The sequence below is a fragment of the Marinococcus sp. PL1-022 genome, from assembly GCF_033845285.1.
Lineage (GTDB): Bacteria > Bacillota > Bacilli > Bacillales > Marinococcaceae > Marinococcus.
In genome coordinates this window covers 818,190-842,729 of record NZ_JAWXCX010000001.1, presented here as the reverse complement: position 1 = coordinate 842,729, position 24,540 = coordinate 818,190, and the positions used below count along the sequence as shown (strand labels likewise).

28 protein-coding genes are annotated in these 24,540 nt (G+C 46.3%); 9 read left to right on the top strand and 19 right to left on the bottom strand.

What is annotated here, in order from left to right; all coding sequences use genetic code 11:
* Positions 1-19: 19 nt before the first annotated feature.
* The 3 genes from SIC45_RS04295 to SIC45_RS04285 all read right to left on the bottom strand — a co-directional run bounded on the left by SIC45_RS04295 (position 20) and on the right by SIC45_RS04285 (position 3,739).
* A complete protein-coding gene (locus SIC45_RS04295) occupies positions 20-1,462 on the bottom strand; it encodes an SLC13 family permease (RefSeq protein ID WP_319631189.1) in 1,443 nt (480 codons plus the stop codon).
* A 224-nt stretch (positions 1,463-1,686) separates the two neighbouring features.
* Complete coding sequence (locus SIC45_RS04290; protein WP_319631188.1) at positions 1,687-3,162, bottom strand: Na+/H+ antiporter NhaC family protein; 1,476 nt, start codon at positions 3,160-3,162, stop codon at positions 1,687-1,689.
* 154 nt (positions 3,163-3,316) lie between these two features.
* A complete protein-coding gene (locus SIC45_RS04285) occupies positions 3,317-3,739 on the bottom strand; it encodes a universal stress protein (protein WP_298783805.1) in 423 nt (140 codons plus the stop codon).
* Between the two features lie 241 nt (positions 3,740-3,980).
* Between SIC45_RS04285 and SIC45_RS04280 the strand changes: the two genes are divergently transcribed.
* Positions 3,981-4,448 carry an NUDIX hydrolase gene (locus SIC45_RS04280; RefSeq protein WP_319631187.1) on the top strand — a complete coding sequence of 156 codons (468 nt, stop codon included), beginning with the start codon at positions 3,981-3,983 and terminating at the stop codon, positions 4,446-4,448.
* Between the two features lie 37 nt (positions 4,449-4,485).
* Here SIC45_RS04280 and hemG read toward each other — a convergent pair whose 3' ends face one another.
* Positions 4,486-5,871: a protoporphyrinogen oxidase gene (gene hemG, locus SIC45_RS04275; RefSeq protein WP_319631186.1), complete on the bottom strand. Its 1,386-nt coding sequence runs from the start codon at positions 5,869-5,871 to the stop codon at positions 4,486-4,488.
* 182 nt (positions 5,872-6,053) lie between these two features.
* Between hemG and SIC45_RS04270 the strand changes: the two genes are divergently transcribed.
* Positions 6,054-6,875, top strand: a complete 822-nt coding sequence (locus tag SIC45_RS04270) for an SDR family oxidoreductase (protein ID WP_319631185.1) — start codon at positions 6,054-6,056, stop codon at positions 6,873-6,875.
* A gap of 96 nt (positions 6,876-6,971) precedes the next feature.
* Here the strand turns inward: SIC45_RS04270 and SIC45_RS04265 are convergent, their stop codons facing one another.
* Both SIC45_RS04265 and SIC45_RS04260 read right to left on the bottom strand, forming a co-directional pair.
* Positions 6,972-7,157, bottom strand: coding sequence for a hypothetical protein (locus SIC45_RS04265; RefSeq protein WP_022795241.1), 186 nt, complete (start codon positions 7,155-7,157; stop codon positions 6,972-6,974).
* Between the two features lie 143 nt (positions 7,158-7,300).
* On the bottom strand, positions 7,301-7,855 hold the full coding sequence (locus SIC45_RS04260) for a phosphatidylglycerophosphatase A (protein WP_022795240.1): 555 nt from the start codon (positions 7,853-7,855) through the stop codon (positions 7,301-7,303).
* A 127-nt stretch (positions 7,856-7,982) separates the two neighbouring features.
* On the opposite strand from SIC45_RS04260, the gene SIC45_RS04255 reads away from it, so the two are divergent.
* The gene (locus SIC45_RS04255; protein ID WP_319631184.1) at positions 7,983-8,708 is read left to right on the top strand and encodes an alpha/beta hydrolase; all 726 of its coding nucleotides are present in this window, start codon (positions 7,983-7,985) and stop codon (positions 8,706-8,708) included.
* Between the two features lie 19 nt (positions 8,709-8,727).
* Complete coding sequence (locus SIC45_RS04250; protein WP_319632925.1) at positions 8,728-9,156, top strand: GNAT family N-acetyltransferase; 429 nt, start codon at positions 8,728-8,730, stop codon at positions 9,154-9,156.
* A gap of 10 nt (positions 9,157-9,166) precedes the next feature.
* Here SIC45_RS04250 and SIC45_RS04245 read toward each other — a convergent pair whose 3' ends face one another.
* The 3 genes from SIC45_RS04245 to fabI form a co-directional block, all read right to left on the bottom strand.
* Positions 9,167-9,466, bottom strand: coding sequence for an HNH endonuclease (locus SIC45_RS04245; RefSeq protein ID WP_319631183.1), 300 nt, complete (start codon positions 9,464-9,466; stop codon positions 9,167-9,169).
* 53 nt (positions 9,467-9,519) lie between these two features.
* Positions 9,520-9,744: a hypothetical protein gene (locus SIC45_RS04240; protein ID WP_319631182.1), complete on the bottom strand. Its 225-nt coding sequence runs from the start codon at positions 9,742-9,744 to the stop codon at positions 9,520-9,522.
* A 148-nt stretch (positions 9,745-9,892) separates the two neighbouring features.
* On the bottom strand, positions 9,893-10,675 hold the full coding sequence (gene fabI, locus SIC45_RS04235; RefSeq protein ID WP_298783785.1) for an enoyl-ACP reductase FabI: 783 nt from the start codon (positions 10,673-10,675) through the stop codon (positions 9,893-9,895).
* A 114-nt stretch (positions 10,676-10,789) separates the two neighbouring features.
* Here fabI and SIC45_RS04230 point away from each other — a divergent pair, with 114 nt between their 5' ends.
* Complete coding sequence (locus SIC45_RS04230) at positions 10,790-11,527, top strand: metallophosphoesterase (protein WP_319631181.1); 738 nt, start codon at positions 10,790-10,792, stop codon at positions 11,525-11,527.
* Here SIC45_RS04230 and SIC45_RS04225 read toward each other — a convergent pair.
* Genes SIC45_RS04225 through SIC45_RS04210 form a run of 4 tightly spaced genes read right to left on the bottom strand, consistent with a single transcriptional unit; the run spans position 11,503 to position 14,271 of the window.
* Positions 11,503-12,402 (bottom strand): RluA family pseudouridine synthase, encoded by a 900-nt coding sequence (locus SIC45_RS04225; RefSeq protein WP_319631180.1) that lies wholly within the window; start codon positions 12,400-12,402, stop codon positions 11,503-11,505. The two genes, SIC45_RS04230 and SIC45_RS04225, sit on opposite strands and share 25 nt — an antisense overlap.
* A gap of 4 nt (positions 12,403-12,406) precedes the next feature.
* On the bottom strand, positions 12,407-13,201 hold the full coding sequence (locus tag SIC45_RS04220; protein ID WP_298784479.1) for an NAD kinase: 795 nt from the start codon (positions 13,199-13,201) through the stop codon (positions 12,407-12,409).
* A 23-nt stretch (positions 13,202-13,224) separates the two neighbouring features.
* Positions 13,225-13,860 carry a GTP pyrophosphokinase family protein gene (locus SIC45_RS04215; RefSeq protein WP_298783779.1) on the bottom strand — a complete coding sequence of 212 codons (636 nt, stop codon included), beginning with the start codon at positions 13,858-13,860 and terminating at the stop codon, positions 13,225-13,227.
* 33 nt (positions 13,861-13,893) lie between these two features.
* A complete protein-coding gene (locus tag SIC45_RS04210) occupies positions 13,894-14,271 on the bottom strand; it encodes a hypothetical protein (protein ID WP_319631179.1) in 378 nt (125 codons plus the stop codon).
* Between the two features lie 150 nt (positions 14,272-14,421).
* Between SIC45_RS04210 and SIC45_RS04205 the strand changes: the two genes are divergently transcribed.
* The 4 genes from SIC45_RS04205 (at position 14,422) to SIC45_RS04190 (ending at position 17,316) form a co-directional block, all read left to right on the top strand.
* Positions 14,422-15,009 (top strand): CYTH domain-containing protein, encoded by a 588-nt coding sequence (locus tag SIC45_RS04205; protein ID WP_319631178.1) that lies wholly within the window; start codon positions 14,422-14,424, stop codon positions 15,007-15,009.
* 75 nt (positions 15,010-15,084) lie between these two features.
* Positions 15,085-15,804, top strand: coding sequence for a lytic transglycosylase domain-containing protein (locus SIC45_RS04200; protein ID WP_319631177.1), 720 nt, complete (start codon positions 15,085-15,087; stop codon positions 15,802-15,804).
* A 183-nt stretch (positions 15,805-15,987) separates the two neighbouring features.
* The gene (locus SIC45_RS04195) at positions 15,988-16,374 is read left to right on the top strand and encodes a globin (RefSeq protein ID WP_319631176.1); all 387 of its coding nucleotides are present in this window, start codon (positions 15,988-15,990) and stop codon (positions 16,372-16,374) included.
* A gap of 21 nt (positions 16,375-16,395) precedes the next feature.
* Entirely contained in the window at positions 16,396-17,316 is a 921-nt protein-coding gene (locus SIC45_RS04190; RefSeq protein WP_319631175.1) for a ClpXP adapter SpxH family protein, read from the top strand.
* 42 nt (positions 17,317-17,358) lie between these two features.
* On the opposite strand, the gene pepF is transcribed toward SIC45_RS04190, so the two are convergent.
* The 6 genes from pepF to SIC45_RS04160 form a co-directional block, all read right to left on the bottom strand.
* Entirely contained in the window at positions 17,359-19,173 is a 1,815-nt protein-coding gene (pepF, locus tag SIC45_RS04185; protein WP_319631174.1) for an oligoendopeptidase F, read from the bottom strand.
* A gap of 29 nt (positions 19,174-19,202) precedes the next feature.
* Positions 19,203-20,393 carry a competence protein CoiA gene (locus SIC45_RS04180; RefSeq protein ID WP_319631173.1) on the bottom strand — a complete coding sequence of 397 codons (1,191 nt, stop codon included), beginning with the start codon at positions 20,391-20,393 and terminating at the stop codon, positions 19,203-19,205.
* Positions 20,394-20,495: 102 nt separating this feature from the next.
* Positions 20,496-21,158, bottom strand: coding sequence for an adaptor protein MecA (gene mecA / locus SIC45_RS04175; RefSeq protein ID WP_319631172.1), 663 nt, complete (start codon positions 21,156-21,158; stop codon positions 20,496-20,498).
* Positions 21,159-21,458: 300 nt separating this feature from the next.
* The gene (gene spxA, locus SIC45_RS04170) at positions 21,459-21,854 is read right to left on the bottom strand and encodes a transcriptional regulator SpxA (RefSeq protein ID WP_022795164.1); all 396 of its coding nucleotides are present in this window, start codon (positions 21,852-21,854) and stop codon (positions 21,459-21,461) included.
* Between the two features lie 381 nt (positions 21,855-22,235).
* On the bottom strand, positions 22,236-23,687 hold the full coding sequence (aldA, locus tag SIC45_RS04165) for an aldehyde dehydrogenase (RefSeq protein ID WP_319631171.1): 1,452 nt from the start codon (positions 23,685-23,687) through the stop codon (positions 22,236-22,238).
* Positions 23,688-23,954: 267 nt separating this feature from the next.
* Positions 23,955-24,527, bottom strand: a complete 573-nt coding sequence (locus SIC45_RS04160; RefSeq protein ID WP_091614512.1) for a GNAT family N-acetyltransferase — start codon at positions 24,525-24,527, stop codon at positions 23,955-23,957.
* Positions 24,528-24,540 lie beyond the last annotated feature (13 nt).

Below are 24,540 nucleotides of genomic sequence, written 5' to 3'. Positions count from 1 at the left end.
CAAAGCAAACTGCTCACGCTCAGCCGTTCCACTGCAGCAGCTGGGCTCCTGTTAAAAAGATTATTGCGATCCCCATCCAGATAAGAAGCAGAGGAAAATAAAATTTCACCCATTTGTGCCATGGGACCCCGGCAAGCGCGAGCGTAGCCATGAAATAGCCGGAGGTGGGAAAAATAATATTACCTAAGCCGTCCCCCAGCTGATAAGCAAGTACGGAGGTCTGCCGTGTCACTCCAAGAAGGTCCGAGAGTGGAGCCATGATCGGCATTGTAACGAGCGCCTGCCCGCTTCCTGAAGGAACCAGGAAGTTAAATAAAAATTGAATGACGAACATTCCGACAGCGCTGAGTACGACTGGCATACCGCTTACTGCTGTGCCCAGGCCATGGACTATTGTATCCATGATCTGTCCTTCCTCCATCACTACGGCTACCGCTCTTGCAACGCCGACAATCATAGCCCCGACCAGTACATCCCGAAAGCCTTCATTGAAACCATCGCAAACCTGAGTCGGTGTCAACCCTGCAATCATGCCGACCACAATGCCCATTATGATAAACAATCCAGCCATTTCAAGCATGAACCACCCCTGGGCGAGTACACCATAAACGAGTATTCCAAAAAATATGAAAATAAATGCGGAAGCAATTTTTTGACGTTTATGAAAAGTATACGTTTTTGTATCATCCGTATGCAGGTATAATGATCGTTTTTCTTCGTCTTCTTCATAGGTCAGGCTCATTTCCGGCCGCTGTTTTACTTTTCTTGCGTACCTGATCACCCAAAGAACTCCGATAACAGCCAGTGTCAAAAATAATGCGATACGCAGCCCAAGCCCTGAGTATAATGGTACGTCTGCTACCTGCTGGCCAAGCCCAGTGTTAATTGGATTCAGAAAGCCGGCGGTAAAACCTGCAGTAGTAGCGATTAGCGCAATAGCCGCTGCGGTCACTGAGTCGTACTTTAAGGCGATCATCAGCGGTAAAATAACAGGCACGTACACAAGACTGAGCTCCTGGGTGCCTATCAGGCTGCAAATGAACGCAAAAACAAACATCAGTACAGGTACTACCGCAAGGCTTTTGTTTGAAAATTTCCGTGTTAACCGGTCCACAGCAATTTCAATAATACCGGTGCGGCGAAGCACCATAAACATACCGCCAATCACGAAGGTGAAAAATACTACTTCAGCTGCCGCGACCAGACCATTCGGCACGGCAAGCATAAAATCAACGATTCCTATCGGATCCGAAGCGATCTGTTGGTAGGAATCAGGATCAATCGTTGTTCTTCCTTCCGGTCCCGGGATTTCCTCAAATGTCCCGGCAGGAACTATGTAGGTGGCAATCGCTGCTAAAGCAGTAAAAATGAATAAAATGACGTAAATATGAGGCATTTGAAACCTGCGTTTTTTCTCAGACTGCGGCTGCTGCATTTCCATCTCTTCTGTGCGATCATTCATTTATTCTCCACCTTTTTTGAATTTCTTACGTTTTATATTAGAGAATTCAAAGGCAGAGTTCATTGGTTATTCTGATTCAAATTAGAAACTTTTTTCATGCATTTTCACTAATTTTTTTCATCATGGTATTGTTGTTTCGCAGATAATATAACAACCGCCTCTGTTTTTTCAAAAATTTCCTGTAAACAAAACAAAGCGCGCTGCCGAAGCAGCACGCTGTTGATTTATTCCGAAGGACGTTCGCGAAGCTCTTCCCCGTTCTTTCCTTCGTACCGGCGCCCCCATCCGGTAATTGCTGCAAGCAGCATAATCAGGACAAGAAACCACCCCTGGAAGACGAATGGAAATACTGCAGTAGGCTCGACTACCGGCAGCCAGTTATACTGCTCCTGCATTGTCTGGATCGTAGACCAGCCAAGAAGCACCGGAGCTCCCCACGGAAAAATGTAGCCAAGCGCAGATGTTACTGCGTCAAGCAGATTCGCCCGTCGGTAACGGTGAATCCTGTACTTTTCCCCGATATCCCGGACAAACGGGGCCGCAGCAATTTCTGCAGCCGTGTTGATAGTAATGGAACTGTTCAAAAGAGCTACAATGCCCCACATCGAGAGCTCCGCCCGGCGTACGGAATTTTTAATCCAGCGAACCAGGCCGTTGGTAATCGCCTGCATCGTTCCACCGAGTCTCATCAGATAAGCTGCCGCCACAATTAATAAAATCAATATGGCCATGTTCACATAGCCGGTGATACCATCGATTAACGCGCCTTCAACTACCGCATCTGCTTCAGGGTTAAAACGAATAATGTCCGAAAAGGAACCAAGACCGGAAATTACGATTAACGGAATGGCAGACACAATTCCCCACGTTAACGAAGTGATTAAATGCTGGCCGGATAATGCCAATATAAGCACGAGTAAAAATGGCAGAAGCATAATCAGGCCGCCCGGCGATACGTCCTCCACCACGCTTGCTGTGGAAACCCTGGCGGCAGCACTGCCGTCTCCCCCGCCAAATACCGCAAATAATACGGCACTTGGAATAGCTGCTGCAATGGCGTACTTGAATCTGCTGCGCACCACACCCGGTACATCCGCATTCTGTGTCGTCGCGGAAACGATCGTAGTATCAGAAACAGGAGCAAGGTTGTCGCCAAAGACTGCACCGGCAAGTATTGCAGCGAACAGCATCACTGGGTCAGCTCCTGTAGCTACACCGGCCGGAAACATCAGCGTACAGAACGCCACGGTCGTACCGTAGCCGGTACCGACTGCTGTCGAGAAGACTGCAGCAAGCAGGAATGTTACTGCGGTGAACAGGCCGCCAGTCACACCTGTGGCTATTCCTGTCCATACAAGCCCTTCCACCAAACCGCCTACCTGAAGCACCTGTGCAAACATTCCTGCATAAAACCAGGCTACCATGGCGATTACGCCGATAGGCTGGGCCAGTCCGTCAAACAGACCCTGGGCGTAGTCTGCCCACCGGCTTTTACTAAACAGCATGCCAAGAGTCAGTCCGATCACTGCCCCCAGGACCAGTCCAATCTCAGAGGTCAGCTGAAGGACACTGGTGGTGATCGCCCAGACAACAAAAAACAACAGCGGGACTGCAGCACCGAACGCCCCAAGCCTGAAATCCAATTTTTCGATAGATTTTGCCCCTACGGCTCTCTCTAATTTCTCTTCTTGTTCTGCCATGTGGAAAACTCCTATGTATAATATTTATTCAGCACGAAAACCATTCTATCACTCCTGTGCCTGTTTGTAATGGACAAACGTACACCAGGAAAAGAATTCCGATAATAAAAAAGCTGCCTGTAGAAAAAGCAGCTTTTATGTCAGCACTGCACAACTATTTTACAACAAGCACAGGATGACGGATCTGTTCCACGATTTTTCTGCTTACGCTGCCAATAACCATTTTCTGCAGCGGGTTCAGTCCCCTGCTGCCCACGACAACACAATCGAATTCATATTCGTTTGCGTACTCACTAATAGCCGCTGCCGGGTCCCCGTGGAGCACCACTTTTTCTGCTCTTATTCCTTCTTCGCTCAGCCGTTCGACCGCCGGCTGCAGGATTTCTTCTTCATTCTGCTTCCGGATGTACAATTCGTGTTCGCTGAGTCTGCTTGATTTCGTCTGGGCGGAGGTCGTAGCATAAACTACCTCTGCATAAACTTCGGAAAGCTCCGGCGCAATGCTTTCAATCGCTTTTTCCACTGCACGGGCAGAGTGGTCGGAGCCGTCTACTGCAATTAATAATCGTTTAAACATACAAGCGTCCCCCCCTGTTACTTTGCTCTCGATTTCCTGCTTTTAATGTATTGTTCCCGGTTTTTGATCAGTTTATACAGTATTTTTCCTGCAATAACGGCGAAATGTATTTCCATTCCGGGTATGATTGATTCTTTCACTTTAACATACCATATTTTTACGTATGAATATGAATACTGGTTTTCTCCTGCTCATATTTTCATGATATGGTAGAGAAAATATCACGGAGAGGGGGGGGCATATGGGATATGTAGAAAATTTAAGGCGGCTCGTCGGAAAAGAAACAGTAATTCTCGTAGGCGCTCTCGTTATTGCAGAAAACGATGAAGGCCGTATTTTGCTGCAGGAAAGAACCAGTCCTCCGGGGAGCTGGAGCTTTCCCGGAGGTTTAATGGAGCTCGGGGAAGCAGCTGAAGAAACAGCCGTGCGGGAAACCCTGGAAGAAACTGGTCTCCGAGCCCAAGGCCTCCGTCTTTTTAATGTTTACTCCGGGGAGGATACGTTTGTGATTGCACCGAACGGGGACCCTTTTTACTGTGTAATTGTTGCCTATACCGCTGAACATTTAGAAGGCACCATCCAGCCTGATCCTAATGAGTCAGCATCGGTGGCTTTCCTGGACCCTTCGGCCCTGCCTGAAACAATCGTAGACGGCCAGCAGGCGGTTATGAAGGATTACCTGCACCACAGGCATTCAATTGATACGTAATGAAGCACGCCCTTTCCCGATGGAAGAGGCGTGCTTTTTAAATATATTTGTACAGAGCTTCTGCCGTATTTACCCCGTTTTGAATACAGGCTCCGATACCAACCCCGTAATATGAAGCACCGGCCACATAAATGCCTGGAAATTTCTCCTTCAGCAGCCCTTCAAGCTCCTCAACAGCTGCCTTATGCCCAATATGATAGTTTGGCATCAGCTGTTCCCAGTCTGTTACTTCAAGACTTACAGGCTGCTGTTCGATATGCAGGCTTTTTTTCAGGTCGTTTAGCGCTGTCTGCTTTATCAGTTCTTCTCCACCTTCCTGCATTCGCTGATACGCAGGCTTGGAGCTTTTGTAAAACAAACGCACCAGCACGTTTTCCCCTTTCGACGTATGCGTCCATTTCCGGTTGCTCCATGTGCACGCATTACATTCAAGGTCGCTGTTTTCAGAAACGATAAACCCCGTCCCGTCCCTTGGCAGACTGTCCGGCGGCAGGGAAAAACCAGCATATACACTTAATAGAGATGAGCTTTGGAACTGATTAAATATCTTTGTCATTTCTTCATCCTGCAGTATCTCCGCCGCAGTCCGGTGAGGCGCAGCTATAACTACAGCATCAGTGTCCAGGCTTTCTCCGCTGTCAAGCTTCACCTGATACGCTTCCCCTTTCTTTGTAATATGCTCCACCTGCCGTTCTAACAGCACCTCTGTATCGGTTAGCTTTGAAAGCAGCGCCTCCGGCAGCGAAGACAAACCATTTCGAAAGGAAATGAATTTTTTTCCTGCCCCCGCTCCGAACGCTTTTTTGTTTTTAGCAACTCCCCGCATGATGCTTCCAAAATCATTTTTATAATCCACCAGATACGGCAGCGTCGATGCCATAGTAAGGGAGTAAATATCCCCCGAGTACACGCCGGACAAAACCGGTGCAATCTGATTTTTCACCAGTTCACGGCCCAGGAAGGATTCGAGAAACTCCCCTACTGAGCTTTCTTTCGTAAAATTTTTATTCCTTTTTACGTAGTCCCCAAGTGCCTGGGCCTTTCCTTTCCAGGAAATAAGCGGACTTTTTAAAAGCGACACAGGTCCTGATGGAATGCCAAAGACTGCATCCTTTGGGAGCGGGTACAGCTGGTCTTTTACATACAGGTATGACACTCCGGTGCTGTTATACACCATTTCTTCTTCAAGACCTATTTCTTTAACCAGCGAAAGCACCGCGCTGTGCCTGGCTACAACAGAATCCGCCCCCGTCTCCATAATAAAATCTTCATGATGGACGGTCCGTATTTTACCGCCTGCTTTATCTTCTTTTTCCACGAGTGTCAATTCAATATCGCTGCTGCTTTCCAGCTTCCATTTCTGCAGGTAATACAGAACGGTAAGCCCTGTAATTCCCCCGCCGACTACGGTAATACGTTTCATCAGTCTTCCTCTTTTCTGTGTTCTAACGATTTTTATGCTCTCCCTAAAATTATGCCGCCGTTCTTTATTTGATGCAAATATATAAAATCATTTTATGCATTCGTTTACAAATGTTTACCAGGAGACTGGAACAGGTATTAGTACCAGGCTGATACCTGCTATTTTTGAAAGGAGACATATCCATGGGGAAATTAAACGGAAAAACAGCAGTTATAACTGGCGCCGCGAACGGAATTGGAAAAGCCACTGCGGCGGTATTTGCTGAAGAAGGAGCAGAGGTCATTTGTGCCGATGTGAATGAAAGCGATTTGTATGAGACTGTCTCTTCCATCAATAATAATAACGGAAAAGCTGCTTCTGTTAAGCTCGACGTTTCAAGCGAATCAAGCGTTCAGGAGTTTGCAGAGCATATGAACAATACTTACGGAACCATCGATATTTTGTTCAACAACGCCGGTATTGATCAGGAGGGAGGCAAGCTTCATGAATATCCAGTGGAATTGTTCGACCAGATCATGAGTGTTGATCTGCGGGGAACCTTTTTAGTGAGCAAATATATTATACCGTTAATGCTTGAAAAAGGCGGTTCTATAATCAATGTCTCTTCCATGTCGGGGCTTGCTGCCGACTTGGACCGTTCAGGCTATAACGCGGCCAAGGGCGGTATTACAAATATGACAAAAGCAATGGCGATTGATTACGGACGTAATAAAATCAGGGCGAATGCTCTCGCCCCAGGGACTATTGAAACTCCGTTGATTGATGATCTTGCCGGCAGCCAGGAGGAAGAAAGCGGCCGGCAGTTCCGCGAGGCACAAAAATGGGTCACTCCGATGGGGCGCCTTGGAGATCCAAGGGAAATGGCCACGGTAGCTCTTTTTCTTGCCTCGGACGACAGCTCCTTTGTTACTGGGGAAACTATTTTAGCTGATGGTGGGCTGATGGCCTACACCTGGCCGGGAAAAATGCTGTTTGAACAAGGATGGAAGGAAAGCACTGAATAGCTTGTCATAACTAAGAGCCGTTTTATGCCCAGGGCATAAAACGGCTCTTACCTTTTCTTATTCAATCTATTTTTCGTGAAGCTGTATGTGTAAGCTTTAAGCTTCATCGTACGTATATCGCACCACATATTTATTGGAGCGCAGCTTTCTTATTTCTACGAGTGGTCCCAGTTCATATCCGTTGTGCCAGTTTTCCTCCAGCTTTGCTTTGAGACAGCCGGCCTGAAACTTTGAATGGAAGGTCTTTTTCCAGTATATCCAGCGTGGTTTGGTTTCTTGCACTAGAATTTCTACCCCTTTACCTTATATTTATAATTGCTTTTTCTCTACATAATTGTACTCCCAATCGTTTTATTTGTTAAGCACAATGATCATCCGCACAAAAACCCCGCAGCCGAAAAACTGCGGGGTTACTCATGATTTTTTCAGCCGATCAGTTCTTCATCTTCCCGGTGTTTAATCTGCCTGCTCGTGCGCTCTTCTTCCTTGTCACGCATCCGGTGTGCAAGACGTGCAGAAGCACTCGATGCAATGCTTGCGACCAGATCATCCAAAAAGGTGTGCACTTTATCTTCGCTTGTGTCCAGTTCGTTAATAATACCGTCCTTGGCTTTATCCAAATATCCAAATGTAGTAACGGCTATACTCCCGAACCCAAATACCGAACCAAGCGCCACTGTCTCATCAATACCAAATAAGCCTTCATCCGTATCAACCAGTGACTGCAGCGGCTCGGACAGCTGGTTATTTTCAGCCAGCTTGTCAATTTCCACGCCCACCAGGATAGCATGCTGGATTTCCCTTTTATACAATACAGCATCCACGCTTTCCAGGCAGTCATCCATCGTCAGATTCGGAGCATATTTTGCCTGCATATTATATACGATATCTGCAATGTCCTGAAGGGAAACTCCGCGCTCCTCGAGCATATCCCTTGCTGCTTTTTCTACTTTTTCACTTGATACTTTTTCTTTAGTCATATTGCTGCCTCCTTTATCGAGTGCAATCCGGAATACATAAAAGCCCTTAAAATTATGTTACAATAGCTATTGCAACAATAAGGGACTTCACTAATACTATTTCCCTATGAAAGGATTGTGAAACGTCATGGACGGTACCCAGCAGGATGTCACATTTCACAGTGAAATATTGGATCACTCTTTTGATTTACGTATCTACACCCCGGATGGATTCACTCCTATGTCTACATATCATTTAATTATTGCCCAGGACGGCAAGGATTACTTCCGGCTCGGCCATTTAGTCCGCTACGCCGAACAGGCGATGGAGGAAGGTGCTCCCGACACCGTCATCGTAGGCGTCCCCTATCCTTCTGTGCGCCAGCGCAGAAACTGGTACCATCCCGATGAGGACGGCCACACTGATTACCTTCAATTTATGGCCTCAGAACTCCTTCCATTTATGGAAAAAGAGTATCACGCGGGATCCTCGCCTCAGGAAAGAACACTGCTTGGCGATTCACTCGGCGGCACGGTGTCTTTAATGGCTGCTCTTCGTTATCCTAACATTTTTCAGCGGGTCGTGATGCATTCACCGCTTGTTAACGACACCGTATTCAACGCCCTGAAAAACTCGGAGGACTGGCCTTCCTTTACGATGTACCACACTATTGGTACAAAAGAGCAGGAGGTAGATACGACGGCCGGTACGGTCGAAGATTTTCTAAAACCAAACCGTGATTTGTACGAATACCTTTCGGCCAAGGCGTCCCACTATCATTATAAAGAGCTCGAGGGCGGGCATTTATGGAAGGTGTGGGAGCAGGACGTGCTTCATTCGCTTGCTTATATGTTTGATATTGAACTGGATTGAGAAAGGACTGCATTTTATGATTGAAGTGTACGAAGTCAGTAACAGGCAGCAGCTTGAAGATGCCTTCCGGGTCCGTTTTGAGGTTTTTGTCGAGGAACAGAACGTGCCCGAGGAAGAAGAAATTGATGAATTTGAAGAAGAGGCCATCCATTTCGTCGTATATGACGGCGAACGGGCCATTGGAGCATCACGGATCCGGTTTGAAGAGGAGTATGCTAAAGCGGAGCGTGTATGTATTTATGCTTCCTTCCGTGGCACTGGAAGCGGACGTCTGCTCATGCAGGCCATGGAATATAAAGCTCTGGAAATGGAAAAGCCCGTCATGAAGCTTAATGCACAAAAATACGCTTCCGGCTTTTATCAATCCCTAGGATACGAAGTCACGTCCGGAGAGTTTATGGATGCCGGCATCCCCCATGTTGAAATGAAAAAGTCCCTTAGCTGGTGAGCAGAGATGCTCACCTTTTTTTCGTTTTCGACCGTCTTACCTTCACCCTTTTTTCTCCCCGCTGCTTTCGTATCCATTTAATAAACCTCCAGATTTTTTCATCGGCCCGCAGCTGTTCGATCGTGCTCAGCCTTACTGCCAGTTCTTTATTACTGTATAAAGCATGTATCTGCCTGTGACAGGCTTTGCACAGCCAGGCAGTGGCCCCGTGCGTTCCTCCTTCATCCTTTGGCACCAGGTGGTGCACCGTGCGTTCGACTTCTTCTCTTCCGCAAAGCTCGCACGTCCCCACCGATTTTTCCTGTTTCAACCACTTTCCCTCCTTTTCCAAAATAAAAAGAGAACTGCCGGACGGCAGCTCTCTCAGGCAAGCGTATGAATGCGCCGCCCTTTTTTATTTTCTTCTTCTAAAATACGCCCATGCCTCTTTTCGAGTGCCTTATAAGCTTCCTGCTGCTCACTCGAATATCGTTTCGGTTCTACCGGCTGCACCCGCTGCACGCGGTGTACTCCCGGCTTAGCCGGCGGCTGCTGGCGATTGGCATAATTAACGGCTGATGCATTAATATATGGAACTACAAGTGCCATGTTCAGCCCCTCCTCCACTGTTTACAAGCATGGATTGCTGAAAAAATGATCACTAGTATTCTTTACCCTTTATTCCATATATTAAGCATTTCAACCCGTTATTAAATGGTAATAATGCAGTACTCGCCATGTTTCTGCAGATCTGCTTTTACATACCGTACGCGTGATAGCCTCCGTCAACATGGATAACTTCACCTGTAATTCCACTCGACATTCCGCTCATCAGAAAGGCAGTGGTGTCTCCGACTTCTTTTTGGGTAACTGTGCGACGCAGCGGGGCATGCTCCTCCATAGCCTTAATGGTATCATTAAAGCCGGAAACGCCTTTAGCTGCCAGTGTACGAATCGGACCGGCTGAGATTGCATTAACTCTAATGTCGTCTGCACCAAGATCATTTGCCAAATAGCGGGTACTCGCCTCCAAAGAAGCCTTCGCTACGCCCATGACGTTATAATTTTTCACGATCCGCTCTGCCCCGAGGTAGCTCATCGTCACAAAGGAGCCTCCCTCTGTCATTAAATCGAACTCTTTTACGGCCTTCGCTACAGCCGTAAAGGAGTACGCGCTGATTTCCTGGGCCAAAAGAAAACCTTCACGTGTAGCATTCAAGTATTCCCCTTCGAGCTCTTCTCTTTTTGCATAAGCCAGGGAATGAACGACACCGTGAATCGTTCCCGTTTCTTCTTTAATTTTTGCAAAGCACTCGCGGATCTGTTCGTCATTGGTAACATCACACTGAACGACGAGCGGTTCTTTCTGGTCCAGCGAATCCGCCAATTTTCTGACACTTTTTTCGGTGCGCTGCTGTCCGTATGTAAATACTAAATCGGCTCCTGCTTCCGCCAGGCTTTCAGCAGCTCCCCAGGCTATGCTTCTTTTATTGGCAACACCCATGATGACAAACGTTTTTCCTTCTAATGATAATTGCATCGTTGTCTCTCCTTTAGATATGATTGTATCAATATCAAATAATTTCTTTACCTTTATATCATTGAACCGCAGGGCTGTCCAACAGCCGTCATTTTTTAGAGGGGAGAGGTCTGAGTGAACAGACATTTTGACTTTATCAGCGACATTCACGGCTGCGCACACGAAATGAACGAAATACTTTCAGAACTCGGCTATGATCATAATCAAAATTACAGGCATCCCAGTGGCCGTCAGCTTATAATCGTTGGCGACATCACCGACCGCGGCCCGAATTCTATAGAGGTCATCCGTATAACGGACCAAATGGTTAAAGGCGGAAATGCCCTGTATTTGCCCGGAAACCATTGCGACAAACTATACCGCTGGTTTTTAGGGCGCCCGGTCCAGGTAGGCCACGGGCTTGAAAAGACTATCCAGGAGTGGGAAGCACTTCTACCGGACGAGCAGCAGGAGGTAAAGCAGAAATTTATGCACCTGTTTGAACAGGCACCGCTGTATCAGCTGTTCGACGATGGAAATGTTCTTGCGTCCCACGGCGGCATGCAGGAGGAGTTGATCGGCCGTACGGACCGCAGGGCCCGCAATGTCGTTTTGTACGGACCGACAAAGCTAAACGCCAATCGCGAACCTGAGCGTATAGACTGGGCCCCCTCGTACAGCGGAAGGCCTTTCGTCATTTACGGGCATACTCCTGTATGGGAAGCGAGACTTGTCGGCCGGACCGTAAATATCGATACGGGCTGTTCGTTTGGAAACAAGCTTACCGCCTATCGTTACCCGGAGCATGAATTCGTCGAGGTTCCTTCCACTATGCCGCTGCAGCCGGATCACTTAAATACCTTCAGCCGCTGAGAAGCCAGAAAATCATTAATATCTTCAGGGAGCGGAGCCGTGACAGTGATCATTGTTTCCTGTACCGGATGAAAGAAATCCAGACGGAAGGCGTGCAGCGCCTGTCTTTTCAAATATTCATTTTCATTTCCATACAGCGTATCACCAGCAAGCGGAAAACCGGACGCAGAGGCATGCACCCGGATTTGATGCGTCCGTCCGGTTTTTAGCCCAAACTTTAAAACGGTATGCTCAGGCAGTGCTTCGATCACCTCTGCGGTAGTCACAGCTCTTTTGCCGTCCGGTGCTGCTATTTGTTCCACCAGACTCTCCGTGCTCGGACGGATCGGAACATCGATATACGTAAATTCCTGCGGCCACCTGCCTTCGACCATCCCGATGTACTCTTTTCTGGATCCGGCATCCATATGTTTTTCCATGCGGGAGTGAGCGTAGGCATGGCAGGCAAATGGCACGATACCGCTCGTTCCACGATCGAGCCTTGATACCGGGTGGATGGCAGAATGTATATTTTTGCTTCGCAGATAGCCGGCAAGTCTCCCTGCGAGTGATTCCTCCCCTACTGCTCTACCTGGAAGCGTCGGCAGTCCCGCAGGCTTGTTGACGACGATTACGTCCTCATCCTCATACAACACCTCCAGCTGCTCCCGGGACTCTTTAAAATGAGCCGGCACCGTTCCCGATGGAATGCTTATCTGCAGCTCGTCCCCAGCGTTTAACCGGTCGTTTCCACGGGCCTGTTCCCCGTTTATATACAAGGGGAGTGTATCAATTTTCTTCCACACACGTCGCGAAACATCCTTATACTGGCTCAAAAACCTTTTTATCTCCCGGCCCTCTGCATCGGCAGGCACCTTCCATGTAATCGTCCGCATCCCTTTACTCCCCGATAAACGATTCCTTCACGCGCTTCCAGAAAGGGAACGGGCGGAAGCGGGCGAATCTTACTTTTTCCTCTGCTACCCGGTACTGAATGGACTCAATGCCCTGATCGACAAGAGTGATGTGGTCAATAGTGATCTGCATATCCACATCGTTCACCGGGCGCAGAAGACAGGTATGGTGCTGCGGCAGAATTAACGGCGAGCCGATCGTCCGGTAGACCCGGTTATTGATGCTTGCCATTTCGGCTATTTGAATACTTGATAAGGAAGGGTGCAGTATCGCTCCACCCAGGGATTTGTTATACGCCGTGCTACCGGACGGCGTGGAAATACATAAGCCGTCTCCGCGAAACGTTTCAAAATGTTCGCCTTTAATGTCTACATTGCACACGAGAGATCCCTCGAGCGTTTTTACCATACACTCGTTTAAGGCTAAATACCGTTCGAATCTCGTATGTTCATTGTAACGGACAATTACCTCAAGAAGCGGGTACTCCACCACCTGAAACGGCGTTTTTGCAAGGTGAATCACCAGCTTCTCCACTTCTTCAGGCTGCCAGTCTGCATAAAAACCGAGGTGGCCGGTATGTATACCTACAAAGCAGACGTCTTCAAGTGATTCATAATAATGATGGAACGCCTGCAGCAGTGTGCCATCGCCCCCTACAGTAATAACGATATCCGGATGAATTTCGTCGTGAATCAGACCGAATTCATTTAGGTATGAAAGCACTTTGTCCCTGATTTCATTGGAGGTGTCATCTCCCCGGGACGTAACATTATATCGCATATTTTCATCGGTGGACGGGATACTCATGTATTTGGACCCTCACTTTCCCTGTTTTGCATATAGATACGCTGTGCTTCCCGTACCTCGCCTTTAATTTTGGACATTTCTTCATCGAGTTGAAATGCAGCTTCGGCAGCCCGCTGCAGCCGGTGTTTAATATCCTCCGGAATTTCGCCGCTGTACTTGTAGTTTAAAGAATGTTCAATAGTAGCCCAGAAATTCATGGCCATGGTCCGTACCTGAATCTCTGTGAGGACGTCCTTTCGGCCGCCGATCGTGTGTACAGGATAAGAAACGACCATATGAAAAGAACGATAGCCACTCTCTTTTTTCTCCTTAATGTAATCCCGTTCCTCCAAAACCTCAAAATCCTGTCTTGTCCGCATCAGCTCCACAATGGTATCAATGTCGCTCACAAATTGGCAGACAATGCGAATACCTGCGATGTCCTGCATTTTTGTGTCGATCTCATCGAGCGGAATATCTTTGCGCTGGGCTTTATCAAGAATGCTTGTTACCGGCTTGACCCTGCCTGTCACAAACTCGATCGGGGTGTGCTGTGAAGACATCTGGTACTGCTCTCTTAACCCTTTTAATTTCACCTTTATTTCCTCTACCGCCTGCATATAAGGCGAAAGGAATGTCTGCCAGTTACTCATGGTTTACCACCACTCATTTACATTATTATGAGGTTATACGTTAAACGCTTCTTCAAATGCAGATACCATTTCAGTACCGTAATTCCCGTTTCCGGGCACATTATCCATTAAATAATCAATTTCTTCATGAAAATTTTCTAAATGCAGGGCACTTCCGTTTTTTATATAAACATGTTTTTCGTTATCATAAGCCTTTTTCAAAAGCGGCCACACTCTTTTTGGAATACGCAGCTGCACAAATTCGTCTTCCATATCCAGGACATAAACAAGCGTTAAAGCATCGGAATCTGCAAGCATTTGTCCACCGTCCCGTAATTTTTGCCATTCCTTTTCCGGCCATTCTTCCACCGGATACATTATTAATGATTCATTTTCTTCTTCGTAATGATTTACAGTTAGTATATGCTGCATGTCATAATTCCTCCAACACAGGGAAAGTATACGTTTCTTGTCTGTACCTAATTTTATCATAACTTATGTACACAGACAGAGCGCAAACCATATGATAAGATAATGCATAGCGTTTTTCCAGTAATTCGGTATCAGAAAGGAAGATTTACCATGGCGAAAGAACAGGAAATTGAAGCGAAGAACCTTCTAACGGAGAAGGAGTTTTCCTCTCTTGCAGCAAGCTTCGCTCTTGAGGAAAACGATTTTTCTTCGCAGAAAAATACATACTTTGATACCAGCAGCTTCGACCTGCGTGCCCGAAAATCTGCTTTGCGTATACGCGAGCGTGCTGGTTCTTTCACTTTAACGTTAAAGGAGCCCGCCCAGGAGGGGCTCACCGAATGGAATCAGAACATTACTGCCCAGGAGGCACAGGAAGCAATCACAGGCGGGATACTGCCTGCCGGTGACGTTGCCGGACGCCTTCAGACGCTGATTGGCTCCGGGCTTGTTGAAAATATAGGCACCCTCACGACCTACCGGGCCACCCAGCCTTTCCGTACGGGAGAAATCTTTTTTGACCGAAGTCATTACCTGGGGGCCACCGATTATGAGCTTGAAATAGAAGGACCAAGCGAAAAAGACGTCTCTGCCTGGATGAATGAACTGGCAGAGCAGCATCAATTTCCCTTGCGCAGCACACCAAACAAAATTGAACGTCTCTTTCAGCGCAGCCGGGAGCAGAATGAAAAACAGTAACATACGCACATTGTTCTTCATTTGAAATACTGGTATATTTTTCTTATCTGAATCTTATTAGTGGGGTGAATGTTTTTGACGATTTCTTCCTCTCTTTTCCCGTCTTCAACCAATGCAGCTGCAGGAAACAGCCAGCCGTCCGCCCCTTCGCAAACAGCTTCTGCTGCTGGGCGTTTCGGTTCTTTTTTATACGATTCCCTGAAATCAACTCAGGCCATCATGTCTGAACAGAGCAGCAGCGGCTTCAGCCCCGTCTCCTCCTCATTGTTCTTAAACCCGGTGAGTGCCAGCAGCTATTTCAGCCATTTAGGAGACGAAGCATCCAGTGCTTCCACGGATCCTTCCGCCAAAGAAGTAAAAAAAGAAACGGCTCCCGCCTCTGAAAATACTTCTTCGTCTAAACAGACTTCAGGCTCGGGCATTGTGCAGACAATTGAGCGTTTATCTGAAAAATACGGCGTAGACAGTAAGCTTGTTCGTGCTCTGGTAAAGCAGGAATCCGGCTTCAATCCGGATGCTAAAAGTCATGCCGGTGCTATGGGACTGATGCAGCTGATGCCGGGTACTGCTTCTATGCTGAAAGTAAAGGACCCGATGGACCCGGAACAAAACCTCGACGGCGGGATTCGCTATTTAAGAGATATGCTAAGTAAATACAATGGCAACAAAACACTTGCTCTTGCCGCCTACAACGCCGGTCCGGGCAACGTGGATAAATATGACGGCATCCCACCATTTAAAGAAACCCAGAAATACGTGCCTAATGTACTTGCTAACTATCAGGATCTTGTATAATCCGTTTTAAAAACAACTCCATCCCGGGGTTGTTTTTTTGCCCCGGGTTCCTTTTCGTTCAAAATATTTGCGGTTGCCGGGTCTCATTGCTAGAATAAAAATTGAAAATACAATAATTACGTTTTGTCCCAGTGCTTTGTCTTTTCAGGTATGAACGTCAAAACGTTGTTCCGGAGGTTCACTATGGCTGCTTTCAAATCGAGCTTTAACCAGATTGGCGAAGAAAAACTTTCCGAGCTGATTAATACGTTTTACGGAAAGGTTGGCGCCCATCCGGATCTGGCTCCTATTTTTCCGGACGACCTTACGGAAACCGCCCGTAAACAAAAGCAATTTATGACTCAATTTTTAGGCGGTCCGCCTTTATATACAGAAGAACATGGTCATCCCCGCCTGCGGGCCCGCCACCTCCCGTTCCCAATTACGGAAACACGGGCGAAGGCCTGGCTGTTATGCATGGATGAAGCGATGGAAGAAATAAATATGGAAGACGACGTCAGACAGGAAATGTTTCAGCGGCTTGTGGTGACAGCACAGCACATGATAAATACTACTGAAGAAAATTCATAATGAAAGGAGCGTGAACTGGTCATGGGCAACGAGCATTTTTCTTTTTGTGATGACAGTTCCGGTTCCTGCAGTATGCCGCAGTCTACCGACACACATTTATCGAAAAAGCCGCTTGAATTATATATTTTTATGGATCCATTATGCCCGGAGTGCTGGGCGTTTGAGCCTGTATTAAAAAAGCTGCTCATCGAATACGGCCACTATTTCACGCCAAAGCTTCTGCTCACTTCAAACATTGAATGCTGGAGTGAAGAAAAACAGAAGCCGGTGAAAGAAGATATGAAAAAAGAAATGGCTCTGTTTTATGAGGAAGTGGCTACCCGTACCGGCATGCCGGCAGACGGAAGCGTGTGGCTGAAGCACTCGGCTCCTTCTGCTTACATTCCTGCGCTCGCCATGAAGGCTGCAGAAATGCAGGGAAAGCAGCTGGCTTCAGTGTTTTTCCGGAATATTAGAGAGAATTTGTTTCTGCATGGCCAGGACATCTCCACAGAAGAAAAGCTTATCCAGATTGCGGAAGCTACCGGGCTGGACATTGAAGAATTTCAGCGCGATATACATTCTGCCTGTACCCGGAAAGCTCTGAATTGCGATATCAGAACCTCCCGCGAGATGGAGGTCGATCAAGCTCCAACATTCGTGTTTTTTAACGATCACGTTGAAGATGGAGGACTGAAGGTTTCCGGGCTGTATCCCTATCAGGTCTACGAAGAAATTCTCTCCGACATGCTCGGGCACGCTCCGGAGCCTTCTCATTCACTAACGCTTGAAAGGTTTCTCTCCCGCTATCCGCGAATTACGACCAAAGAGGTCTCTGTCGTATTCGACTGGAGTGAAAAGGAAGCTGAAAAGCAGCTGAAACAGCTTGTGCTGTTAAGAAAAATGAAGCATGTGCCGTTAAAAAATGGAGCCTACTGGGAGTACGTGCCTTCCGTTACCTGAAAAAAAATCCGCGGAGATGTAAACGCATCTCCGCGGATTTTTTTATTGAAGCAGCAGTTCTTCCAGTTCATTCAAGGTATCTTCGAAGGACTTCATGGCCAGTTCAATCGGAGTCGAAGTAGTCATGTCGACTCCTGCTTTTTTGAGAACTTCGATCGGATAATCCGAGCTTCCCGATTTCAGGAACTGCAGGTAGCGTTCCACCGCAGGCTCTCCTTCTTCAACAATCTGCTGGGACAAAGCAGCCGCAGCGCTGTAGCCGGTGGCATACTGATAAACATAAAAGTTCATATAAAAATGAGGAATCCTTGCCCATTCCAGCGCAATATCATCATCGAGCGTCATATGCGGCCCGAAATACTGTTCATTTAACTCATAATAAAGCGCGTTCAGCAGATCGGGCGTCAGTGCTTCCCCTGCTTCTGCCTTTTCATGGATTAACTGCTCAAACTCAGCAAACATTGTCTGACGGAACACCGTTCCCCGGAAGCCTTCGAGGTACTGGTTCAATAAATACGCTTTTTCTGTTTTATTTGTCGTTTTTGCCAGTAAGTGTCTGGTAAGCAGCGCTTCATTGACAGTAGAAGCTACCTCAGCCACGAAAATGGTGTAATCAGCATAAGGATAAGGCTGATTTTGATGAGTCAGATAGCTGTGCATCGAATGTCCGAGTTCATGGGCCAGCGTGTATACATTGTTAATACTGTCCTGCCAGTTCATTAAAATATACGGCATTGTCCCATAAGCTCCGGAGGAATAGGCTCCGCTCCGTTTTCCAACGTTTTCATAAACGTCTACCCAGCCTTTTTCAAATCCGCCGGCAATTGTTTCTGTGTATTCCTTTCCCAGCGGCTGCAGCGCTTCAAGAACGGTTTCTTTTGCTTCCTCGTACGTCATTTTCATGTCAATGTCCTTGACCAGCGGCGTATACAAATCATAGTTATGAATCTCATCGAGTTCAAGCACCTGCTTACGCAGCTTCACATAACGGTGAAGCAGTGGGAGATAATCATGAACGGTCGAAATAAGCTGGTCATACACCTTCTCCGGAATATGATTATTGCTCAGCGCAGCTTCTCTAGCTGAACGATATTTACGGACACTTGCATTAAAAGTATTCTTTTTCACCTGTCCGCCCAGCGTGCTTGAAATTGTATTTTTAAACCTGCTGTAGGTGCTGTAGACAGCTTTAAAAGCCTCTTCGCGCACACGGCGGTCATCGCTTTCCAGAAAGTTCAGCAGACGTCCGTGTGTCACCTGGGCATCGTTTCCGTTCTCATCCTTTATGGACGGAAATTCCATATCTGCATTATTTAGCATGCCAAAGGTGTTTCCCGGCACAGCCATCACTTCAGAAGCCTGCGCAAGAAGTGCTTCTTCTGATTCTGTCAGCACATGCGGGCGTTCTTTATTGATAGCATCAAGTGCGTGTTCATACAATCGAAGCTCCGGCTCTTCCTCATAAAATGCTTGAATTGTTTTTTCAGGGATAGTTAAAATTTCCGGCACGAGGAAAGCCGTAGCCTGGCCAAGCTGGCTCGCCAGTCTTCTTGCACGGTCCTCCATTCCCTGATACAGCGATTCATTTGTATTTTGATCATAACGCATATGCGCATAAACAAATAAGCGACTGAAACGCTCTGTAATTTTATCCTGCTGCTGCAGGGCTTCATACAGCATATGACCCGATTCCCCGAGGCGTCCTTTATACGACTCGATTGCCGGAATCAGGTTTTGAATGTGCTTGAATTCGTCTTCCCATCCTTCATTGCTTGAAAAAATATCCTCTAAATTCCATTTATACTGTTCACTGATTTCTTCGCGTTTTGGCAGTTGTTCTACAGCAGATGAACTCAATGGAACGCACCTCCCTTTATCTTTCTCTTCTATTGTATCGAACTATTTCCAGTTGTTCCAATGAATCGTTTTTCTGCCTCAAGCTTTTTAGTATATGCCGTGAATTTTCTAGCTAAACTGCGATCCTGCGACCATCCCTTTTCCGCCGATGCTTCAAACGACAGATCTTTTTTCAAGTGCCAGCGCCCTTGATGAACACAGACCGTCTTGCGGGCCTTCAGCCATTGCAAAAAATGCCAGACCGCATGACGCAGATAAACTTCCGTACGTAAACCAGGGCGTATCAATGGTGAAAGCAACGGATCCTTTTGCACTAGAATTAAAATATTGTTCAATGTATCATTTTTTTGGTAAATAACCCGGTAAAACAACAGGGTCTGCCATACGAGCGGCGGGCCCCGGAAAACATAACAATACGGTGTCGGCCAGCCGAGGTCGGCAGGATGAAGACTAATATGAGAGAGGTGCCGGGTATATATATCCAGGCTGCCCCAATACTGTGCGCACCCTTTAAATTGATAAGACGAAAAGCGCCACTTGCTTTTATGTGCAAGTATTTCTTCAATACAGTTAAATGAAAGCTTCAAAGGAGTGAAAAAACACTCCAGCTTTATATCAGCCAGAGGGATTCTTAAGGCACACGCTGCTATGCGCCTGGGCGAAGCTTCAAAAAGCGGCTGCACGATCGAAAGCTCCCGGGAAGAGGGATTCAGCACAGGCACCGCATTAAAATATCCGGAAAGTATAGAAGACCATACTGCTTCGTTCCAAAACCAACTCCCAGCATTTTTTCGCTGCACCAGTTTTGATGAAAAAAACCACAGTGGAAGGATTCCTTTTTCTGCATATGTACGGCTTCTCGTCAAAAGCTGTGGTGAATCAATCGTACTCCTTTGTATCTCCAGCGCCACTTCGCGCTCTGTCCACTGGACGAATACGTCCGCCCTTCTTCCCTCCTCCAGCAGCTGCTTCTCAATAACTGGAGAAAGATTTTGATCTTTAAGCCAGCTGGCAAGCAGGGTCTTCCCCTGGGTGTGCTCCCTGGATTCTCCAAAAAGCAGGCGGCAGTCTGCACGCCGGGGATGAACAAAATGAGGACGGGCATTTGATTTGTTACGCAGATGTACTTCGTGCCCGCACTCCGGGCAGTAGTAAGGGGGAGAATTGGCGGAATCCAGGCTTGAAACTGCCCGGCCGTCCGCATTGAGAGCATTAAACATGAGATCAGCCTTCTTTTCCGGGGGATAAAATGCGGGGAGGGGGTATGTAAAATAAAAATAAAAGACCAGCGTCACACGCCAGCCTTTTAGAGATACACACAATTATGAAAAGTTTTCATTGAAGGTTTGGAGACCATATTCAGATGCAATCGTCGTACCATACTCACGTATACGGAAAATAGACAGATCAGATTCATTACCATACTCCAGCACGTGACTCACCATGTTGTCCTGTTCATCCTCTGTATAACGCTGATCGAATACTAAATAGAGATAATACCGATTTTCAAAGAAATATACTTCGTTGTGAACATCCGATACATGGAAGGCCTTACTCAAGCTGATCAAATCCTCCATGTCCTGGAAGGAAATAACGATTTCCAGATCCTCAGACTCAAGAGACCCGTTTCTGTCTAATTTAGACGAACGGTATTGTTCATCAAGCATGTCCACGATGTTATCGTCCACTGGAGCTTCCTCTTTGTTTTCTGATACCGGAATTTCAAGCTTCACATTTCCATCGGTGACCTGACCTCTAGTGACGACAATTTCCATACCCTGATCAAGTGCCTGTACCTGAATCCATAACGGTCCTTCTATTTCAAAGTTTTCTAAGTCGTGAGCTTCATTAATCATATCAAAGAATAACTCTTCTCCACGTTCACGGTTATACCAAATCTCATCCCGATCGAAACCGCGGTCTTCAATATCCGTGTACGTAATGTAAAACTTCACTGTCGACTCGTTGATTCTTTCGATTTCCACTATTCTTCTCCCTCCTCAAGCTAGGGTCGTCTTCTACTTACTATGAAATACTATACCCTAACAATAACATATAGTAATCCTTTTAATCATAGCGCCGTACTGGACCCTTTGTGAGTTGTGCTCATCCCAGGATGCAACGTTCGTTGAGGGAGCGGAGCATCAATAATTTAACACTGGTTTGGTTTTATATTTTCAGATAAAATCACACTCATGTCAAGGAAAGAAACTCATTTTAGCAAAACAAAGCGTAATTATAAAAAGAAGAAAAATTCCGACCGGCGCCGAAATTTTTCTTTCTTTTTAGTTTACCATTTTTTGCGCTTCCATCAAGTTAAAAGTACGGACTTTTCTTGGAAGGAAGCGACGGATTTCAGCTTCATTGTATCCAACCTGTAAACGTTTATCATCATAAATGATCGGCCGTCTCAACAGACCGGGATGTTCGCTGATTAACTGGAAAAGGCGCTGCAATGGAAGGTTTTCCATTTCCACGTCTAATTCCTGAAATACTTTTGAGCGGCGGGAGACGATTTCATCGGTGCCGTCCTCCGTCAGGCGGACAATTTCTTTCACTTCATCCACAGTTAAAGGTTCCGCAAAAATATTTCTTTCATTATAAGCGATCTCATGTTCGTCCAACCATGCTTTCGCTTTCCGACAGGATGTACAACTTGGAGATGTAAGCAATGTCACCATGTTAACAAATCTCTCCTTCCCCAACTATGGGAGTAAAATGGGCGAAAACAACGTATAATATTCTCTGCTTTTTAGTCACAGGATTATTATACAATAATTATTCTAATTTGAAAAGAGGTTTTAACTGGTTTGTGAATGTTTATACTTTTGGACTTTAATTCAACAATACTTTATTTATACCTCTTCAACATGGTTCTAAAACTTTCTAAGCGCACAATTTGTTAACGTTTTGTGACAATTCATTTAAACTGTTCACTTTTTACTTTAAATGAACGATTCTCAATTACCTGGTTTGTTTTTCAACAACTCATTTAATTATTTCCGCCCTTACCATATATACGTTAGAAATTGGCTGAAGGTTCATCCTCCAGCCAAATTTCTTTAATTTTTTTCGTTATTGTACTGCATATAAACAACGTGAGTAGCTAAGAAGTCTTCCACTCCATGCTTGCCATCGGCGCCGCCGAGTCCGGATTTCCGGAAGCCGGCGTGATAGCCCTGGACAGCTTCGAAATTTTCCCGGTTGACGTACGTTTCGCCAAAGCGCAGTTCGTTGACAACTCTCATAATTTCATTCATATCCTCACTATAAACGGAGGAAGAAAGACCGAAGACAGTATCGTTGCCTTTTTCAATTGCTTCATCAAGCGTTTGGAACGTATCGATAGGGATAACCGGACCAAAAATTTCTTCCTGCATGATTTCCATGTCATGCCGGGCGTTGCTGATCACCGTTGGTTTGTAAAAATAACCTTTATTTTGATCGCCTGGTTCACCGCCGGCAACTACTTTTGCCCCGTCTTTTTTAGCACTTTCCACCATCGCGTGCACTTCATCGAGGCGGTCTTTGCTCACGAGCGGGCCGACGTCAGCATTTTTGGATGCGCGCGGGTCTCCCATTGTTTTTTGTTCGAACGCTTCCTGCAGACGTTTGGTAAATTCTTCAGCTATGCTTTCATGCACATATACCCGTTCTGCGTTTGTACAGGCCTGGCCGTTATTAGCAAGCCGGGAGGTCGTAATGTGCTTCACTGCAGTATCAATATCTGCGTTCGCCGTTACAATGGCCGGTGCCTTCCCGCCGAGTTCGAGATTAACTTTTGTAATGTTCTGCGCCGCAGCCTCCATTACTTTCGTTCCTGCAGGCACGCTTCCGGTCATTGTTATCATGTCTACATTTTCATGGGAAGCCAGAGCATTTCCTATTTCTGAGCCTGTGCCTGTGATCAGGTTGTAAACCCCTTTTGGCACTTCGTCCATTTCGTCGATAAGCTTTGTAAATTCGACAGCTGTATTTGGGGTCTGCTGGCTTGGCTTCAGCACAATCGTGCAGCCGGTGACAAGCGCTGTTGCCACTTTTCTGGCCAGAATAAACACTGGAAAGTTCCACGGCACAATACCGCCGACAACACCAATAGGTTTTTTATAAATAAAGATATTCTCATTTTCACGGTCGCTTGGCAGGATTTCTCCTTCTATTCTTCTTGCCCACTCGGACATATAGCGGAAATAATCAATGGCAAGATCCACTTCACCGCTTGCCAGACCATAATCTTTGCCCTGCTCTTCCTGAAGAAGGTCAATAAACCGGTCTTTATTCTCTTCTATTTTATCTCCAAGGGCACGGACAATTTTTCCGCGTTCGATATTTGGTGTCAGCTCCCACCCTTTTTGGGCAGCAGAGGCGGCTGCAACAGCTTTGTCCACATCCTCTTTTGTTGCTTTTACCGTTCGGGAAATCGTTTCTTCCGTAGCCGGATTTTCAATTTCAATATATTCATCACTAGAAGCGTTTACGTATTCTCCGTTAATGTACAGTTGATGTGTCTGCATCAGAAACCCTCCAATTTTCATTACAAATTAGGGTTTTCCACCGCAGCCCGACTCTTAAACCTTTCGTCAAAAAAAGCGCAGCTTCTATGAGCTGCGCCTGCACTGTATTAAGCGGTGTGTCTTGAAGGAGTCGGAACGCCCTTTTCGGGCGATTTTTCTTTATTCAGGCCCTTGAGGTTCTTTTTAAGCATATCTCTGAGCACTTCTCTTTTCATTTTCCTGCGTTTTTTTGCAACCGCATTTTTCATAACCTCTTCGCCCTCCTTTCTAAGCGTTCTTCAATTCGTCTTTGTCATCATACGTAAGAACTTCCGTCACGTCCTGATACGCTTTTCCGTAGATTTCTTCATCCTTATACGTATGAATGTTTTTGTACGTATGCTTCATTTTTTCATAAATAACTTCTTCCGAGGCATCGTCCGGCGACCAGTATAAAATTTCGAGCGTATTCACTTCATTGGTTGCCAGGGAAATTCTGCTGTAGCCAATGGATTTCGCCTGACGAAAGCCGGCTCTTTCATAAAAACGGAATCGTTTTGTCGTATCACTCTCTTCGTAATCAAGAGGCTCCACTTCCAGAATAATCGGTTTATTCTTACTTTTCAGACTGTCAAGTAATTTCTGCCCGAGACCTTCCCCTCTTGCTTCTTTCGATACCAGCAAATAATCGATAAAAACAAATTCCTCTGTCTCTACATACATCATAACATGAAGAGGCCCTTCATCCTTATGGTAAATATCACCTTTTTCATCCAGCAGAACTTCCATATGCTTTTTAGATTTCATCTCTTCAACTGGAAAGTATTGGTTCAATTTTTCGTACCAGTTTAGTTTAGACATAATGACCCCCAAA